Source organism: Xylanibacter ruminicola, assembly GCF_900142525.1.
GTDB lineage: Bacteria > Bacteroidota > Bacteroidia > Bacteroidales > Bacteroidaceae > Prevotella > Prevotella ruminicola_A.
Genome location: NZ_FRBD01000001.1, coordinates 87,865 through 106,631, shown reverse-complemented (window position 1 = coordinate 106,631; position 18,767 = coordinate 87,865). Strand labels below are relative to the sequence as shown.

Sequence of the window (18,767 nt, the reverse complement as noted above, 5' to 3'; positions counted from 1 at the left end):
AAAACTATACAATGAAAGAACTTAGTCCAGAAAAGAAGCTCCGACTGGAAAAACTGGAGCTATTAACCTATGATGTGGAAGTAGGCAATACCCACATAGTACGAAAGGTGAAAGGAACGAAGCTCAATTCAGCCTTTCTGTTAGGTGAGTTGAGCGACAACAGACGAACGATGATAGTCCGCCAGGTAGAGAACGACCGAAGACCGGTGAGAGTAGAGAACAAAAACTATGAGGATGTGCTCAGAAACATTCTTATTGGTTATATCCAGAGCAAGCGTTGTAAGCTACCGTTCAACGAAGACTTCGCCTGTGAGCGACTATCGCTGAAATTATGGCCAAAGGACTATATAGATGGCTTTATACCTAATGACTTCCGTGTGCAACCAACCTTTCTTGATGAGTTGGCGAGAATGGTAAGCATTCATGTGACAGCCAATTTCCTGTCAAAACCGCACAAAGAAGCAGCATGATATGATAAATATTTACCAAATTATAAATAGCAAAAACATGACAGTTAATCTATTATCTTCCGAAAAGGAATTCGAAGACTATTGTCTAGGTGCTTTTAAGAGCATGTTGCATGGTGAAATGTTTCCGTACAGTTTGCGAGGAACATACCACCTAGTGTTTAACTCGTGGGATGATGCAGTGAATGAGCTTCAAGAAAACGGTGCTGAGGGCTACTCCTATCAGGAGAATCCCGAAGACGATGACTACCTTCTCAGTTTGCACGGCTTTACCCAGCATATAGTGATGCAGGATAAGACGCTGGAACTACTTGCCCGTTTCTGTGATACGACGTACAGGCAGCAGATGGCCATCTTTGACATTCCGGTACGTTTTGAGACCAGATGCGAGAAGAAAGCAGATGGTAAGTCGAGAATTGTGCAGATACCCATCAAGGATATTATGCCAAAGGGATCTGATAAACACCATGAAGGGTTCGCATCCTGCTGTGGTGACCTGTATGCCAAGACTTGCTTTGACAAGTTTCTGCAGGAGTCAGGCTTTTCAGTGAACACCGCAACTGTTGCCGCAGCTTATGGTATGCCAGAAGAGGGACTGCTGTGTACATTAAAGCAGAACGACGTCATCATAGATAACGATGATGATGCAGGCTGGGAACTGGCAGAGGCATTAAAGAACTCAGATTTAATTATAGAGAAGATGGATGTTGACGGAATGCCAGAAAAGCAGTGGACTTACAAAGGACTCTACTTTATTTGGTTGTTACTCACCACGAACTGTTCAGTCAGACCATGCTGTGACAGAAACTGCTGTGAGGATTGAGAATCATACGATTTGTTTTTAATATTAAAAGGAAGACGCTGGCTCGTGAGGGTCAGCGTTTTTTTGTGTCTGATGGAGTAGGAGGGAATGAAAAGTATATAAAGGCGAATAAAACCGCTGTTGGTTCGAGAAAACATACTAATTTTGCACTCGCAAACGAAAAACACAGGATAACACGAAAAAAGAAGGATACTATGAAATTCACAACACTATTGACAATTATCATCACGGGCTATGTCATCTATTATGCCTATCAGATTATCCACGACCTGTTCTTTACCAAGGGCGTGCTGTCTGATGAGCTGCACATAGAGGAAGAGGTGGACATCACAGGCGAAGTTGAGAAATACCAGCCTGTCAAGGTCAGCAGGGAAGACATCCCGCTGACAAAGACATCCACTAAGGAGGAAACCTCTCAGGATGACGGACTGACTCAGATGTGCGGTGGCTACACCATTGATGAGCTGCACAATGCCCTCAGAGAGGAGCATGACAATCCAGGCAGCACAGCCCTGAAAGATGTGATGAAGCTTTACGAATAGACTTAAACCTTACGGATGAAAAACACACAATCCCACTTTAAGATTTTCAAAAAAACAAGTAAAACAATGAAAAACACACTATGCAGAAAAACTGGAGCAAGCTCTGCTCCCTTTTGAAGTCATGTAAGACGAAACTGTCTTACCAAGGATTGAGACTCGCCAGCTTGGCGTTGATGTTGATGATGAGCACGGGCTATGCCATGGCCGATGCCGGATCGAGTGCCATCACAGGTGCTGTTGGTACCTTCAAGGGGTACATCGACCCAGTGCGAAACCTTCTCTATGTGATTGCTGCAGTGGTCAGCATCATTGGAGCCTTCAATGTGTTCTACAAGATGAACAACGGCGACCAGGATGTCAAGAAGACTATCATGATGACCATTGGCGGTTGTGCCGCACTGGTAGCGATGGCCGTTGCCCTGCCTAAGTTCTTTGGCTATTAAGCTATGGAAGCGAACTACGCAGGTTACCCCGTGTATAAAGGTCTCCAGATGCCCTTGGAGTTTATGGGCATCCGGGGACGCTTTATCCTCATTGCCGCAGCCACCTTCGGAGCAGCCTTCCTCGGCTTCATTGTCGGATATGTTCTCTTCGGACTCGGCATTGCCCTGCTTGTGCTGGGTGTCAGTGCCGGAGGCGGTCTGCTTACCATCTATCTGAAGCAAAGAAACGGCTTGCATACCAAGCAGAAAGAAAAAGGAATCAAACACTATCATCATCTGTATGAGCACTAGGAAAAACACACTGGACGGACTGTTTACGGGCATCGAGGACATTACCGATGCAAGGGGAAGAGTAGTCAATACCGTGCTGTATAGCAAGGCAGGCAACTACAGTTCTATCTTCGAGATAGAGAACCCCGTGCAGCAGTACTGCACCGATGCAGACCAGTACTATGCCTTTATGAACGTGCTGGATCATATCCTCCAGACCCTTGGTGAAGGCTATGCCCTGCAGAAGCAGGACATTTTTTGCAGACAGTCCTACCACCATGACATCACGTCTGATATGGAGTTCCTGACCCAGAGCTATTTCAAGTATTATGAGGGCAGACCCTATACCGAAATCCGTACCTTTATCATTATCACCCAGGAAACCCGAAAGAGCACCTTTGTTGCCTATGACCCCAAAAAGTGGACAGAGTTCAATAACAAGGTGCAGAAGGTAAAGGACATTCTGGAGGAAAAGGGCTTGCCACACCATTTGTTAGACAGGAAGGAGATAGACGAATACCTCCACCGCTTCATGGCCTTTGACTTCAAAAAAGGACCATTCGGTATGACGAACTTAAAGTGTACTGATGACTGCCTGAAGATGGGCGATAAAGTCGTCAAGAACTTCTCACTCGTTGACATCGACGTGATAGACCTGCCGAATGTCATTCATCCTGTGCAGACCAAGCCCGTCAACGGTTATCCGGTCAGCACCGATTTACTGTCGTTCCTCTCCACCGTACCCCTGACGGACTGTGTGGTCTATAACCAGGTTATTCAGATACCAGCCCAGAGGAAGGAACGTCAGCGACTCATTGGCAAGAGCAAGCGCCATGCCTCCATGCCAGACCCCAGCAACAAGATTGCCAAGGCCGACATCGACGAGGTGCTGGAGGTCATTGCTACAGAACAGAAGTCCCTTGTCTGGACAAACTTCAACGTCCTCGTTTCCTGTAAGCCAGAGCATCTGACGAAGGTCACCTCCTACTTAGAGACCAAACTCTTTGAGGTAGGCATAGCTCCAAGTAAGTCAGCCTATAATCAGCTGGAGCTGTTTATGGACTCCTTCCCCGGCAATGCCTATAGCTTCAATAAAGACTATGACCTCTTCCTGACCTTGCAGGACTCAGCCCTGTGCCTCTTCTATAAGGAGCGTATGAAGCATGATGAGGTGACACCGCTGAAGGTGTTCTATACCGACAGACAAGGCGTACCCATCGCTATAGATTTCACAGGAAAGGAAGGAGAAAAGAAACTCACCAACAACTCTAACTTCTTCTGCTTAGGCCCAAGTGGTAGTGGAAAGAGCTTTTCGACAAATACCGTCGTGCGCCAGCTCATCGAGCAGGACACCGATGTCGTGATGGTTGATACCGGTGACTCGTATGAAGGTATCTGTGGCTATTTCCATGGCACCTATATCAGCTACAGCAAGGAGCATCCTATCTCGATGAACCCTTTCAAGGTCAGTGATGTAGAGTATCAGCAGAACTTCGGAGAGAAGAAAAACTTCCTGAAGTCCCTCATCTTCCAGATATTTAAGGGCAACAAAGCCCCAGAGAAGCTGGAGGACACCATCATAGATACCGTGCTGAACGAGTATTATGATGCCTACTTCCATCCCTTTAGTGGTTATACCAACGAAGAGAAGGAAGAGCTGCGGAAGCAACTCCTGCTGGCTGATAAGCGTAATGGTAAGTATGGAGAGTATATCGAGGCGATAGAGAATGACGCTGATGTCATCAGCTCACAAGAGACGAAGACTGCATCTGGTGATATGCAGACCTATACACAGGACGAGAAGGAACACCATGCCAAGGTGCAGCGTCTTGTAGAGAAATTGCATAATCTTGCCAATGATGCAGCAGCCAGTGTAGGTGAGCGTGAACATGCCAATAACCAGCTGATGCGCCTGATGCCAGAACTGATAGAAGGTCACTATCTGATGAAGATAGACCAAAGGATAGAGCGTATGGAGCGCCAGAAGCGAGACCTGAAAGTGACGAAGCTGAGCTTTGATACCTTTTATGAATACGCCTGTGAACGCATTCCTCAGATGATGGACGAGAAGAGCATAGCCTTCCCCATCAATGAGTTTGCCGCTATCCTGGAACCCTTCCATAAGGGCGGTAAGTTGGAAACCATCCTCAATAACGACATGGACTTAAATCTCTTTGATGAAAAGTTCATTGTCTTTGAGATAGACAAGATCAAAGATGACCCTGTGCTCTTTCCTATTGTGGTGCTGATTATCATGGATGTATTCCTGCAGAAGATGCGTATTAAGAAGGGACGTAAGGCACTGATTATTGAAGAGGCGTGGAAGGCTATCTCTTCACCGACTATGGCAGAGTATATCAAGTACCTGTATAAGACGGTGAGAAAGTTTCACGGCATTGCAGGCGTGGTGACTCAGGAACTCGGTGATGTGATAGACTCTCCGATTGTCAAGGAGGCCATCATCAATAATTCAGACATCAAGATACTGCTTGACCAGAGCAAGTTCAAGGACAGATATGATGAGATAGCCGCCATCCTCGGTATCACTGATGTACAGCGACAGCAGATCTTTACCATCAACTCACTGGACAACCATGAGGGACGCAACTACTTCAAGGAAGTCTGGATATGCCGAGGACAGAGTGCCGATGTCTATGGAGTCGAAGAACCGCCAGAATGCTATATGGCCTATACGACGGAACGTGCCGAGAAGGAAGCCCTGAAAATCTATATCAAGCACTATGGGGGTGATACCATTGAGGGCATCCGTCACTTCTGTCAGGATATGGAGAAGGCTGGACTGACAGGAAAGTACTTGAAGTTTGCTAATGAGGTCAATAAACAACAAAACGTGATGGAACTATGGGACAAAGTAGCATAAGACGACAAAGAACAAAGGTTGTGGTACTGTTGCTGGCTGCACTGGTCAGCACAGTTCCTGCCAATGCCTGGTGGCGTTGGAACATTGACTATTGGACTATTGCGCAGGTTGGAGAGAATACTGCTGCCGAATCTGGAGCAGAGGGAATACATAACAACACGCTCGCTGAACAGAAAAAGAAGCAGGAGCGCATTGCAGAGTATACCACCGCTATCAATGTCATTAGACAGCTCTATAAGCAGTCCATGCAGAATACCAGAGGCTTCGGAGAGGAAAGCAGATATTATCAGCTGATAGGTGAGAATGCCCTGTATATCGTGACCAATATTCCTGTAGCAGTGAGCTGGCTCACCAGAAAACCGCATATTAACCTGCCGTTGTGCTTAAACGAGATCAGTAACCTGACTATGAAGACAGAGCAGTGTATCGCAGGCTTTGTGAATATCGTCAATAATGGTCATGTCAGCTCACCACTAAAAGGCAATAGCCTGATACCTCAGAGAGGAGGTGCAGCCAACATCGGTCAGGATGACGGCTATAACTTCATGAGCCGTTCAGACAGGATGGGTATGGCCAATGATATACTGGAGGACTTGGTGATTGTCAGGAATAACCTTGACTATCTCATCTTCATGTGCCAGACCAATAACGGGCTTGAAGACCTGCTGATGGAATTGGATCCTGATACATGGTGTAATGCCATGCAGATGAAGTGGTCGGTTGGTGACATTGTCAGTGGCTGGGAAGACTTTGGGTAAGTGAAAAGTGAAGAGTGAAAAATGAAAAAGCTGCACCGGATAATAGTAATAGCATTAGTGAGCATCATATGCCCACTTACAGGACAGGCGGGTATCTTGCCAAATGACCTGCCAACCATTGAAGCACTAATAGACCAGCATAAGGAGTGTATGAGTGCCGAAGATGAGAGCAACCGTCAGTTGGCAGCCAATGCCTCTATCAAGGCTATGGTGAAGGATGTCGCTCAGAAGTACGACGATGTCAAGAGTATTCTCGACAAGAAGAGCAATGATGCCTTGTCGTACCTAGCTTTGGCAGCAGAGATGAGCCGTTGCGTGACGAATACAGTCAGACTGACGAAGGAATATTCTGAGTTTACTCGCTTTGCAGCAGACCATCTCAAAGGCAAACCGTTGGTTGCTTGGTATGCCTTTGAAGCCAATTACAAGGTATCGAAAGAGATCAAGAATATCAGGAAACTCTACCTTGCCGTGGCAGCATCAGAAACACAGTTCTTCAGAGCCACCAACAAGGAACGCATGAATATCATCTGGACACTGAACCAGAGTATCACCAATATGCGCGATGTCATCCAGCAAGCCTATATGTGGTGTGACCTGTTGGTAGGTGGGTATATTCACGAGAGTCATATCTGGGAGATTATCGATACGTCCGTACTAGAGGAAATAGGAAAAAGCGTAATAAAAGATTGGCCAATATGAGAAAGACATTGATAACAATAACGATGGGTTTGGCTTTACTGCCGCAGATGAGTAAGGCTCAGGTCTATGATGAAGAAAAACGTCTGCAATGGCGGTCGATGGAAACCGGGCCGTTAGAGTTTGAACCGAGGTTTTACTACTGGCTGTTCCATAACAGCTATGCCCATCATGAGTGGGAATGGGAGTGGCATGGACTGTTCCATAGCGGATTTTATCTGAACCTGAAGCCCCATAAGAGCGATGCCAAACCATTGCTCCCGAAGCGTACGTTAGGTGCTGCCACCGATGAGTGGACACGGGAATCCACTGATGCCCAGGAAAAGAACTTCAAGCACCAGCTGGAGCAAGAAACACTGGCTGCTGCAGACCGACGGATTGATGCTGCCTATCTGCTTTTCAAAGATGACTTTGACGAGATGCAGCAGAAAATCTCTGCAGGACTAACCTATTGTATGGCTAACAGCAAGGGCGATGCCAATGTCATCTCCTTGGTTAACAGCCTCTCCAATCAGAACCACTTTATTACAGAGCAAGTCAGCTACGTACATAAGAGCAGTAACGGCTATGAGCTGGAGAATGCCAAACGGGAAGAGTGCTATATCAAGCTGAAAGCCGATATGGAGAAGGTGACACAAAGCACTATTGACTTGATGAGATATGTAGAAGTTTCAAAATAGTAAAAACGATGAATGAATTATTAAACTGTAATGTGGGCTGTATCTTTCTGACGATGGGCTTGCCGACATTGGATCCTGTGATGACCAGTGTGCTGGACTATATCCACCAGCATGCCTTGTTCTTGGGTTCGTGGGGAGGCTTTGCCAAGTCGTTGGGACTGATACTTGCCATGTGTGTGACCAGCTATGAATGCTGGATGATGATGCTTGGACGGCGAGGCATTGACGTGATGAAGCTGTTCAGGATAGTAGGTATCTCACTATGTATCGTCTCTGCCAATGCCATTGCCGATGCCGTTGCAGCTCCAGGCGAACAGATGGGACGAGTGATGAAAGCGCAGGCCACCAGAAGCCACCAGCGTATCGATGCACTGGAGAAACATGAGGCGAAACTCCAGAGCCAGTACCTCGATAAGCTACGGGCGCATAACGACTCACTCGACAGGAAACGCAGGGCAGAAGCCAAACTATCGGAGGATTCCCATTGGTGGGAGGAAGTCGCCTATGCTGTGAAGAACATGGATAATGCCGTGGAGCAGTGGGCCAAGGAAGCCGCTGTTATCGCAGAGACCAAGACGGCAGAGACCATCAATATGCTGATTCGGTATATCGGAGAAATCATCTATCAGGTCATCTATTTCGGCATGTTGCTTGGTCAGGCCTTTATGATGAATGTGCTGAAAATCTTCTGTCCTGTAGCCTTTGCCCTGAGTATCGTCCCGCCTTGGGCCAGTGCGTGGAGCCAATGGATTAGTAAGTATGTGAGTCTGTCGCTATGGGCACCCTTGATATATATGTGTAGCATCTATGCGGACATGATACTGAAATATACCATCCTACAGGACACCACCGCCTACACCACACTGCTTGGAAGTGCCAGCTATACCTGGGGAGAGATAGGAGGACTTGGAATGCAGGGCATCGGAAGTACCTGTATGTATGTAGTAGGATTGTTGGTAGGAGCCATGCTCATCAAGTTCGTGCCAGAGCTCGCCTCATGGATAGTACCAGGAGGAGCCAGCAGCAGTATCGGTTCAGCTGTCAGCAGTATGACCACAGCAGGAGCTGCAGCCGTCGGAGGTACAGTAGGTGGTGTTGTCGGTGGAACCATCGGAGTGACAAGACATACTGTAGGCGGAGCCGTCAAGGGAGGCGTGACAGGATATGCATCATCAGAAGGCGGTGGATTGAGCGGCGCATGGAATGGTGCCGTATCTGGAGGCCGTCGCGGATTCGAGCGAGGTATGGACTTCAATGTCGGTACGCACATGAGAGACAAACAGTATAAGTAAGTGAAAAGTGAAAAATTAAGCAGATATAACCATGTTAATAGAAAGTTTAGAGAAGAAGACAAAGCTCGCCATGTTCACGGTATTGCTGACCATCAGTGCCAGCACCGTGATTTGCGGCCTGTGCTTTTATTTCGCCACCAAGCTGGTCAGAGACCAACAGCAGCAGGTGTATGTGCTGGACGGGAGCATTCCCTTCATGGCAGAGCGCAGTAAGAACGAGATGACCTTTGACATAGAGGCCAAGGCACACATCCAGCTCTTCCACCAGTACTTTTTTAATCTCTCGCCAGATGACGAGTACTTGAAGTGGACGTTTGGTAAGGCTATGTATCTGGCAGATGAGAGTGCTCTCAGACAGAAGCAGGCCATCGAGGAAACAGGATTTTACTCGCAACTGCTCTCCAGCTCAGCTGTAGAGACCATCGTGGCAGACAGTATCGAACTCGACAAAGACCAGATGAGTTTCAAGTATTATGGTACACAGATGATCAAGCGCAGAACCAACAGCGTGAAGCGTAGCATTATCACCGTTGGAAAGTTGCAGAATGTGCCGAGGACGCAGAACAATCCCCATGGTCTGCTGATTACCAACTGGCGTACACTGGAGAACAAAGACCTGAAATCATATTAAGTGAAAAGAGAAGAGTGAAAAGTGAAAAATGATGTACCATGAATATATTCAAGAACAAGCAAACACACGAGTATAAGGAGAAGGAGCGTTACCGACTGAGAAGAGCCAGAATCTGGGGCTATAAGATAGGTAAGAAGTACGCCATCGGAGAGAAGATCGCCAAGGCCAATGCCTGGGCAGACGGTCACAGACGAAAGACTGCAGGAATCTTGTTCTCCGTGAATACCACCATCTACGTTATCGGTTTCCTGCTGTGTATGTCAGGAAATGACAGTAACAGCATCAATGACCCCATGCAGGACTTCGCACAGGTACAGCCCATGTTTGCACAGCTACACCGTATCGAGGACATGAAGACCGTCCAGAAGAATACCTACGTACAGCTCAGTCATCGGGCGGTGAAACTCAAACGAGAGGTGGACTCCCTGATGGCCAAGCCCGGTAAGACCCATGCAGATTCCGTGCTTGCACTGGAAAAGTATGATGAACTCCAAATGATTATTAACAAATAACCAAAAGAAAGAACCATGAAGATAGATTTCAAAAAGATTGATTTTCGACAGGGAAAGTACTGGTTCCCGCTGGTACTCTTCGTTCCCTTGGTAGCCATAGCCTATTTCTCCTGTGAGATGTTCAAAGGCCCGACAGAGCAGACAGGTATGGTCACCGATAGTATCAATACCATGATGCCAGAGCCAGCAGGTGATGGTCTGCATGGCAAGTTCGCTGCCATGGAGGACAACATCCTCAGAGGTGACGGCTATACCGCCATCAATGCCCTTGGCGAGGAAGAACAGGGAGAGAGCGATGACGAGAACGTCTATAGCGAGAGTGAGATGGATCGAATCGACAAGGAGAAGGCCGAGAAGAAACGCCAGGAGCAAGAGATGGCAGCCCTCCAACAGCAGCTCAAAGAGTCGAGGATGCACATCAACCAATATGATGACCGCTATACAGGCCATAGCAGTAATGGCAGTCAGCAGCGGGAGATGGAGCAATTTGAGGAGCAGATGCGACAGATCCAGGAACGAAGCAGAAAGATGGCACGTGACATAACTGGTGATGACTATCCTTCAAGGAATGGTCAGCAGGTACAGCCCAATCTGAATGGCCAGATAGCAGGCTATGACATCTACGGCAATCCTAGCATGGCTAACCAACAGCCCAAGAAAGACACCATAGCCGTTGTTGCCAAGGCTGATGATACCCATGCAGAAAGCTTCAATACCATTGCTGATGATGAAAAACTCGATGCCCCACTGATTAAGGCTATGATAGACAAGACTACCAAGGCCCATGAGGGAACCAGACTCCGCTTCAAGCTGTTGGATGATGTAGTTGTCATGGGTGTGAAGCTGAAGAAAGGCACCTACCTCTATGGAATAGTGACCGGCTTCGGTCAGCAGCGAGTGATGGCAGACATCACGAGTATTCTGGTGAAGGATAAGTTTCTGAAGATCCATTTGTCTGTCTATGACCTTGACGGCATGCAGGGCTTCTATGTGCCGGAGTCAGCCTTTAGGGATATGATGAAGAATGCCGGTAGTGCTGCCATGCAGAGCAACATCAGCTTTGATACAGGAGGCGGCAGCGGCATCTCCGCACAGGCTCTGGCTTTACAGGCTCTGCAGAATGCCTATCAGAGTACGTCAAGTGCCATCTCACAGGCTATCAAGAAGAACAAGGCAAAGATTAAGTATAACACCATTGTATATCTGATTAACGAACAATAACCCCATAAACACACAAACGATATGAAAAGTATGAAAAAGTTTTTATTTGCAGCAGTGGCTTTGATGGCCATGAGCACAATTCGCGTAAGTGCAGAGTCAACACAATCCAATGACGTGTATTTGAGCACCATCTATGTCAACGAGCAGGTAACCACCCACTTGATTATGCCAGAGACCATTCGCTTGGTGGATATCTCCACTGATACCATCGTCGGCAACCAGGTCAATGACAATATCGTGCGTCTGAAACCCAAAGGTGCGATGCAGGACTATGAGCAGGCTGGCATCGTGACTGTCATCGGAGAACGACATATCGCCCAGTATAAGCTTATCTATCGCAGTTGTCTGCCCTTTGCCAGCACCCGCTTCACTGTTCCGTATTGGGATATGCAGGAATACCAGAATCCCGATGTGAGTATGTCTGTAGGAGAGATAAGCCGCTATGCCATCCGTATCTTTAACACCAAGCGCAGTGTGGAGAATATCCATACCAAGAAAGACAAGATGAAGGCATGGGTAAACCATATCTGTTCAGCAGGTGACTACTTCTTCATCGACTTCTCACTGGAGAACAAGACCAAGATACCCTACGATATTTCAGAGATACGAGTCAAACTGGAGGATAAGAAGCAGAAGAAAGCCACCAACTACCAGAGTATCGAGCTGACACCGGAGTTTATGCTGAACTACAACAAGCACTTCAAGAAGCACTATCGCAATGTGCTCGTAGTAAAGAAGCTCACCTTCCCAGAGGCCAAGGTCTTGAAAATCGAGGTCAGTGAGAACCAGATTTCCGGCAGAACCATCGAGCTGAACATCAACTATGACGATGTGCTGGATGCCGATTGCTTTGACGATTAAACAAAGGTAGAAGAATAGCATGATTCAGGAAACCAAGGAACAGCAGCAGATGTATAATCTGTTCCGCTCGTTCATCTATATTTTCTTGATTATTGAGTTGGTGATGCACATGCCTGTCCATACAGGGAGTAGCATTGCCAACTCCTTTTTGCAGATGATAGCCAGACTGGGCTTCTTCAATTCCGTGGTGTCGTGTAAGGTCATAGAGTTGGTGACTATTCTCATTACCTGTGCAGGAACTACGGCACGACGAAGTTTGAAGTTTGATGTCAGGACGATGGTCGTCTATCCCTGTGCGGCAGGAATCACTCTGACTGTGCTATGCATCTTTATCCAGCCCGGTCATTGGGGAACCCATATTGCAGGCTATTCGCTGAACCGCATCCTCTATCTTGTTACCTCGATAACAGGCGTGATGTGTATTCACCGAAGCCTCGATGCCATTGCGCAGTACTTTAACTGCAAACTCGGTGAAGACCGCTTTAACTTCGAGAACGAGAGCTTTCAGCAGTGTGAACAGTTGGTGGAGAATAAGTACAGCGTGAACATTCCGATGATCTTCTACTATAAGGGACGAATGCGCAAAGGCTGGTGCAATGTGGTGAACCCTTTCAGAGGGACATGGGTGGTAGGTACGCCAGGTAGTGGTAAGTCCTTCTCTGTGGTAGAACCCTTCATAAGACAGCACTCAGCCAAGGGGTTTTCGTTAGTAGTTTATGACTACAAGTTTCCTGCTCTTGCAGAGATGACCTTTTATCACTTCAATAAGAACAAGATGCTGGGCAATATCCCCAAGGATATGAACTTCAACATCATCAACTTTACCGATGTAGAGTACTCGAACAGAGTGAACCCCATCCAACGGAAGTATATCCCTGATTTGAGTGCTGCCTCAGAGACAGCAGCCACACTGCTAGCAGCCTTGAATAAAGGTGCAGGACAGGCAGGCGGTGGGGGAAGTGACAAGTTCTTCACCAACTCTGCAGAGAACTTCCTGGCAGCCATCATCTATTTCTTTGTCACCTTCCGTCCTGTGGCATGGAAGAACGGTAGGAAACTGCATCACATGATTATCAGTGACGGACGAAAGCTGGAAATTAAGATACGCATGTGGGATGACTATGTGGCACTTGCTCCAGATGGTAATGTCGTTCTCGACTTTACAGATAAAGACGGCAATAACGTCAGTACCGATGCCGATGGAATGCCTGTCACCTTGAAAGGCTTTTCGTATGTGGATAGAGAGGGGAGAGTGGTCTTTATCGAAGATGAGTTCTATGAGGATGATGAAGGGCGAATCACCCAGCCCGACACCTTTACGGGCGAGTATAGTGACATGCCCCATGTGCTCAGCTTCCTGCAACTGTCGTATGAGGATTCCTTTAATATCCTGATGCAAGATGAAAACATTATGTCACTGATGGCTCCATTCAAATCTGCGTATGATAATAACGCGATGGATCAGTTGGAAGGTATGGTTGGAACGCTCCGTGTCAACGCTGCACGACTGGTATCACAGGAAGCCTATTGGGTATTCTCGGGTGATGACTTCGACCTGAAGGTATCAGACCCTAAGAAGCCCTCGTATCTGATTATCGCCAATGACCCGGAGAAAGAACAAGTGATTGGCTCTCTGAATGCACTTATCCTGAACCGTCTGACCACGAGAGTTAATAGCGGACAGGGAAAGAACGTGCCAGTCAGCATCATCATTGATGAGCTGCCGACACTCTATTTCCATAAGATAGACCGTCTGATAGGTACAGCCCGAAGTAATAAGGTAAGCGTGACGATGGCCTTTCAGGAACTACCCCAGTTGGAAGCCGACTATGGCAAGAACGGTATGCAGAAGGTAATTACTACATGCGGAAACGTCTTCGCTGGTTCAGCGCGAAACAAGGAAACGCTGGAATGGTTGCAGAATGACATCTTCGGTAAGGTCAAGCAGACCACCCAGAGCATCAGTATCAATGATGAGCGCGTCTCTACTTCCTTCAACGAGAAGATGGACTGTCTTGTTCCTGCTGCCAAGATAGCCGATATGGCAACAGGCTGGATCTGTGGACAGACAGCCCGTGACTTTACGCCCACAGAAGCGGCAGCTATGCATAGTGTGAACCTCGAAGAGACCGACGAGTTCAAGACCACCAAGTTCTTCTGCAAAACCAACTTCGATATGAGTCATATCGAGGAGGAAAAGAAGCATTATACACCCTTGCCCAAGAAATACTGTTTCGAGAATGAGCATGAGAAAGAGGTGATGCTGGCAAGAAACTTCCGACGCATCAATGAGGAAGTGACCCAGCTCACGGCCAGTTTGCTTGGAAAAGAAAATGCCCAATAAACAAAGAAGCCTGCCTCCAGTTCGAGACAGGTTTCTTTCGTTATAGCGTATTTGCTATGGCTCGGACTTTAGCGTTATAACTGTCCATGTTTTCCGCATATCCGATACGCTTCAGGAATGCATAGTAATCTTTGTCCTTCTTGGGATCGTAACGTCGTTGTATCATGCGCACATAACCTGCAACAGATTCTTCCCAGGAACGGAAACGGTAGTAGTCACGTTGGGATGAATTATAGAGACCGAAGAGATTGTTATAGTTCCGGCAAACATTCGAAGAGCCGTAGCCTGTTTCAAGACAATACTGTGCTGCTACAATCTTTGGGTAAAGTACACCGCAGTCCTTCATGACCTTGAATAGGTTGTGAAGGTTAAGCGGTCTGTCAGGCCTGGAGGCAAAATGTAAGTTCTCCATTTCTTCCTGCAAACCACAGATGTAACTGTTCAGATGATTGATGAACGGCTCTGGATTGATGGATTTCCATTCCCCATCAATAAGTCTTTCAGCCCGGATATGCAGATGCGGGCCTGTTGACTTACCTGTATCAGAGGACAAGGCCACTATCGTTCCTGCTGATACAACATCCCCTTCTCTGACAGCAATCAGTCCTAAGTGACCATACAGGATGCGCAGTCCTACATGGTTGATGATGACATGATGACCATAGCCCGTTTCGCTATATACCACCTTTTCGATGACTCCTGGCATCATTGCGTAAACCAGAGAGCCTTTTGCACAACGTAAGTCTATACCGTTGTGGAATGTCCCTTTTACAAAAGTGATAGGATCCATGCGATAGCCATAATCAGAAGTGATATGGATGAAGTCCAAAGGAAGCGCCACTGAAGTACGACGGTTTAATAGTTCCATCATCATACTGTCCTTGACAGAAACAAACAGCGGAACATCATACTCAATGGCTATCTCCTGATGAGAAGGAACGTCAAAGTATTCTTTTGGACTCTTTTGTTCAGAAGCCGCTAAATTACAGGAATCCGTCTGAACCTCTGAAATCGGCTTACTTTTAACCACCTGTGGCAGCTTTTGAATGGTATTAAACTGTGCTGGACAAGATACTGGAATTGTCGGCAGGAATAAGAAGTATAAGAAATAATTTTTTCTGCTTTTCATGGTATTATTTGTTTTAATTTTGCACTCGGTTTGAGAAACCAAGTCACTCCTGAATACGGGTGCAAAGGTACGGAAAACTGATGAGGAAATCGAAGGAATAAAAACTTTATATCCTCTAAAGTAAACCCTGCCACATTTTATTAATAAGGTATAACAATCAAACAAAAGAAGAGAATGGGAAAGCTATTTGGTGAAAGAGAACTGAGTAAGAAAGACTTTGAGCGTATCGACATAGATGTAAGGTCGATGCCCAAGGAAATCAAGGAGAAGCTGCTGAACGGTGAGCTCACTCCACTCGTGGAGATTCGTGACCAGCTGGATAACGGCATCATCGCCACCATGCCTGTGAAGCTACGTTTGCAGCGAGATACAGATGGCAATGCCGTGCTGAAAGCCTATCCAGTGAGCAGGGACATCGTGAGTGACCTGAAGCTACAGGATGCAGAGCAGAAACGTCTGCAGGCTGGAGAGGTCATCCAGAAGGACATCCGTGAGGGCAATCGTACGAGAACCATGTTCCTCCAGTTAGACCAGGAAACAAAGTCGCTGCTGAAGCGTGAAGTCAACAAGGCCGAGATTGACAAGCGCATCGACGAGCTGGAGCATGTGAAAGACATCACTTTGGGTCAGAACCAGCGTCAGGCCATCAGGGAGGGCAAGCCGGTTGAGCTGGAGGTAGGCGATACCAAGGTGACGGTAGGCGTTGACCTCCGACAGAACTCCGGCTTCAAGGCCATTGACGGCGACATGCAGGAGTGGAAGCGTCAGCAGGAAATCAAGTGGGACATGGCCAATCCCGGTCAGATGGGCTATTGGCAGACCGACGAGAACCGTTGGGAGTACAAGCAGGTTCAGGAGAAATACAAGATGCCGGAGGCCAAGAAGGAAGAGAAGAAGACTGTCAAGGAGGAAGTTCGCCAGACTATCCACTTCAAATAAGAGAACAAAGGTATAACAAAGTAAAGGTTGAATAAAGGATAACAACAATGATTCTTGCCATTTCTTAGATACTATGAAAACACGAGACCTTATAATCTATACTGTGAAAACACACTTTTAAATTCAGGAAACATGGAGAAAACAGGAAATACTTATGAAGAGCTTGTACAGCTCAAAGAATCAGAAGAGATAGGCTGGCGCGAGTTTATCCGCAGGCAGCCTGAGATGGAGAATGACTACTATCACTGGTGCGTGGAGAACGACCTCGACATGAACGAGGACACGGCAGAAGCCTTTATGACGCTCACCGAGGAACACGTAGTGGCATAGTAGCAGAACTCCAAAGTTAATAACAACAAAATAATGACTACACTATGGAAGATAACAAGGATAACAGTGTAAAAGAGACTGAGCAAAAGCCCCAGGAACAGACTGAGGGCAAGACTGGCGGTAAGACGATGGCAGAAAAGGCCATCGACCGCTTCGCTCAGATGATGGTCACCCGTCTGGAGGAGATGAAGGGCCAGCAGTGGGAAAAGGGCTGGATTGACGCAGGCGGCAGGACACACGGCCTGCCTCAGAACCTCTCCGGTCGCCGCTATTCAGGACATAATGACTTCTTCCTCCAGCTGCATACCGCTGCCAACGGCTATGATGTACCCGTCTATGCCACCTATAAGCAGATAAAGGAAGCTGGAGCCACTATCGCCAAGGGTGAGAAGGCCATGCCCGTCATCTATTGGAATGTCACCCATAAGGATGAGAACGGTCAGAAGGTTTCTGATGAAGCCTACGAAGCCATGACCAAGGCAGAGCAGGAGAAAGTCAAGACCATCCCCATTATGATGGGCTATTATGTCTGGAACCTGCAGCAGACCAACTTCCCTGAGATCAAACCGGAGCAGTATGCCAAGCTGCAGGATAAGTTCAAGGCACCGCATATCGAGGATGCCACCGGTATGTACACCTCCAAGGAGTTCGACCAGATGATTGACAAGCAGGCATGGGTCTGCAAGATCAATAACGTGGATGGTGCTGGCGCTTTCTACAGTCCGACGAAGGACGAGATTACCGTTCCGACGAAGAAGCAGTTCAAGATCCACGATACCCCTGAGGAAATCTTCAAGGACGGTATGGAATACTACAGCTCCATCGCCCATGAGATGGCTCATTCGACAGGTGTTGAGAAACGCCTTGGAAGAGATATGGAAGGTCATTTCGGAGATAAGAAGTATGCCAAGGAAGAACTCGTTGCGGAACTGACGGCTGCCATGGTAGGTAATACGATGGGCTTTGACAAGCGAATCCTTGACAACAATGCCAAGTATGTCGATTCCTGGATGGACACATTGAAGAAAGAGCCCCGTTTCATCCTCAGTGTGATGGCCGATGTCAACAAGGCTTCGAAGATGATTCTCGACCATGTGGATGCCCAGCGTCTGGAGATGGGCATGACAGCCCTCCAGCCCAAGGAAGAAACAGCCAACGGAAAAGCCACGGAAACCAAGGTAGCCCCAGAAACTAAGATGGACATAGCAGCAGAACCCATCGCCAAGCCCAAGACCAAGGCAGAAGAAAAGGCAGAACTTGCCAAGGAAACAGCAGCCGTCTTTAAGGACTTGAAGGAAAAGCATCCCGATGCTCTACTGTTAATGCGCAAGGGTGATTTCTATGAAGCCTTTGAGGAAGATGCCAAGAAAGTAGCCAAGTCAACAGGCTTAAAGGAGCAGCATATCATCAAGGAAGGTTTTACTAATAAGGAAAACAAAGAAGGAGAAAAAGGCGTTTCCTATGTCAACTTCAAGAACACCAGTCTTGACAAGTACCTGCCCAAGCTCGTCCGTGACGGTCATCGTGTTGCTATCGTCGATAATCTGGAGGATATGGCCAAGCAGCGTATCGCAGACAGGAATGAGCGGCAGGTAAAGGCAGAGACCTCAAAGAACCAGCAGACTCAGCAGACCTCACAGGTAGCCAAGACCATTCCCTTGGATCAGTTTAATAAACTCGAAACCGAGGATGGTAAGAAGATAGACCATTTTGCCGTGTTCAAGATGAAGAGCGGTAACTACGGTGTCAGGGCTATGGTGGACGGTCAGCAGATGAGCGTCAAGGCACTGGATAAAGAAGACCGCAATGCCTTCTTCGAGCATACAACTACCAAGGCAGCACTCGTCCAGAAGTACTATGGCAAGGAGCTCTCCCAGCCAAAGCAGGAAGAGCGTAGCAGAGCCAGAGCGATGTAACAGGAAGTAGTAAGAAAAGAAAAAGTACA

The 18,767-nt window shown here is 47.4% G+C and carries 19 protein-coding genes; 18 read left to right on the top strand and 1 reads right to left on the bottom strand.

The genetic code is table 11. The annotated features are described in order from the left end of the window. Positions 1-11 precede the first annotated feature (11 nt). The 15 genes from BUB86_RS00475 (at position 12) to BUB86_RS00405 (ending at position 14,424) form a co-directional block, all read left to right on the top strand. On the top strand, positions 12-470 hold the full coding sequence (locus tag BUB86_RS00475) for a hypothetical protein (RefSeq protein WP_073203644.1): 459 nt from the start codon (positions 12-14) through the stop codon (positions 468-470). Between the two features lie 37 nt (positions 471-507). Beyond that, positions 508-1,290 (top strand): hypothetical protein, encoded by a 783-nt coding sequence (locus BUB86_RS00470; RefSeq protein ID WP_139261241.1) that lies wholly within the window; start codon positions 508-510, stop codon positions 1,288-1,290. Between the two features lie 194 nt (positions 1,291-1,484). Further along, a complete protein-coding gene (locus tag BUB86_RS00465; RefSeq protein WP_139261238.1) occupies positions 1,485-1,832 on the top strand; it encodes a hypothetical protein in 348 nt (115 codons plus the stop codon). Positions 1,833-1,912: 80 nt separating this feature from the next. Continuing rightward, a complete protein-coding gene (locus tag BUB86_RS00460; protein WP_073203634.1) occupies positions 1,913-2,275 on the top strand; it encodes a DUF4134 domain-containing protein in 363 nt (120 codons plus the stop codon). Positions 2,276-2,278: 3 nt separating this feature from the next. Further along, a complete protein-coding gene (locus BUB86_RS00455; RefSeq protein WP_073203629.1) occupies positions 2,279-2,566 on the top strand; it encodes a DUF4133 domain-containing protein in 288 nt (95 codons plus the stop codon). Next, on the top strand, positions 2,556-5,426 hold the full coding sequence (locus tag BUB86_RS00450; RefSeq protein ID WP_073203626.1) for a TraG family conjugative transposon ATPase: 2,871 nt from the start codon (positions 2,556-2,558) through the stop codon (positions 5,424-5,426). The genes BUB86_RS00455 and BUB86_RS00450 overlap by 11 nt, the downstream gene beginning before the upstream one ends. Further along, positions 5,408-6,184, top strand: coding sequence for a hypothetical protein (locus tag BUB86_RS00445; RefSeq protein WP_139261235.1), 777 nt, complete (start codon positions 5,408-5,410; stop codon positions 6,182-6,184). The genes BUB86_RS00450 and BUB86_RS00445 overlap by 19 nt, the downstream gene beginning before the upstream one ends. Before the next feature lie 21 nt (positions 6,185-6,205). Beyond that, positions 6,206-6,886 (top strand): hypothetical protein, encoded by a 681-nt coding sequence (locus tag BUB86_RS00440; RefSeq protein WP_139261232.1) that lies wholly within the window; start codon positions 6,206-6,208, stop codon positions 6,884-6,886. Next, positions 6,883-7,563, top strand: a complete 681-nt coding sequence (locus BUB86_RS00435; RefSeq protein ID WP_139261229.1) for a DUF5045 domain-containing protein — start codon at positions 6,883-6,885, stop codon at positions 7,561-7,563. The genes BUB86_RS00440 and BUB86_RS00435 overlap by 4 nt, the downstream gene beginning before the upstream one ends. A gap of 8 nt (positions 7,564-7,571) precedes the next feature. Continuing rightward, positions 7,572-8,855: a hypothetical protein gene (locus BUB86_RS17110; protein ID WP_139261226.1), complete on the top strand. Its 1,284-nt coding sequence runs from the start codon at positions 7,572-7,574 to the stop codon at positions 8,853-8,855. 31 nt (positions 8,856-8,886) lie between these two features. Continuing rightward, positions 8,887-9,486 (top strand): conjugative transposon protein TraK, encoded by a 600-nt coding sequence (gene traK, locus BUB86_RS00425; RefSeq protein WP_073203610.1) that lies wholly within the window; start codon positions 8,887-8,889, stop codon positions 9,484-9,486. Between the two features lie 38 nt (positions 9,487-9,524). Beyond that, positions 9,525-9,998 (top strand): hypothetical protein, encoded by a 474-nt coding sequence (locus BUB86_RS00420; protein WP_073203607.1) that lies wholly within the window; start codon positions 9,525-9,527, stop codon positions 9,996-9,998. A 15-nt stretch (positions 9,999-10,013) separates the two neighbouring features. Next, entirely contained in the window at positions 10,014-11,219 is a 1,206-nt protein-coding gene (gene traM, locus BUB86_RS00415) for a conjugative transposon protein TraM (RefSeq protein WP_073203604.1), read from the top strand. Positions 11,220-11,249: 30 nt separating this feature from the next. After that, positions 11,250-12,080: a conjugative transposon protein TraN gene (gene traN, locus BUB86_RS00410; protein WP_073203601.1), complete on the top strand. Its 831-nt coding sequence runs from the start codon at positions 11,250-11,252 to the stop codon at positions 12,078-12,080. 19 nt (positions 12,081-12,099) lie between these two features. Next, a complete protein-coding gene (locus BUB86_RS00405; RefSeq protein WP_073203597.1) occupies positions 12,100-14,424 on the top strand; it encodes a type IV secretory system conjugative DNA transfer family protein in 2,325 nt (774 codons plus the stop codon). A 40-nt stretch (positions 14,425-14,464) separates the two neighbouring features. Here BUB86_RS00405 and BUB86_RS00400 read toward each other — a convergent pair whose 3' ends face one another. Beyond that, complete coding sequence (locus tag BUB86_RS00400) at positions 14,465-15,553, bottom strand: peptidoglycan DD-metalloendopeptidase family protein (RefSeq protein WP_073204063.1); 1,089 nt, start codon at positions 15,551-15,553, stop codon at positions 14,465-14,467. 174 nt (positions 15,554-15,727) lie between these two features. On the opposite strand from BUB86_RS00400, the gene BUB86_RS00395 reads away from it, so the two are divergent. The 3 genes from BUB86_RS00395 to BUB86_RS00385 all read left to right on the top strand — a co-directional run bounded on the left by BUB86_RS00395 (position 15,728) and on the right by BUB86_RS00385 (position 18,738). Next, complete coding sequence (locus BUB86_RS00395; RefSeq protein WP_073203593.1) at positions 15,728-16,492, top strand: DUF4099 domain-containing protein; 765 nt, start codon at positions 15,728-15,730, stop codon at positions 16,490-16,492. A gap of 132 nt (positions 16,493-16,624) precedes the next feature. Then, positions 16,625-16,822 (top strand): hypothetical protein, encoded by a 198-nt coding sequence (locus BUB86_RS00390; RefSeq protein WP_073203590.1) that lies wholly within the window; start codon positions 16,625-16,627, stop codon positions 16,820-16,822. Positions 16,823-16,866: 44 nt separating this feature from the next. After that, complete coding sequence (locus BUB86_RS00385; RefSeq protein WP_073203587.1) at positions 16,867-18,738, top strand: zincin-like metallopeptidase domain-containing protein; 1,872 nt, start codon at positions 16,867-16,869, stop codon at positions 18,736-18,738. Positions 18,739-18,767 lie beyond the last annotated feature (29 nt).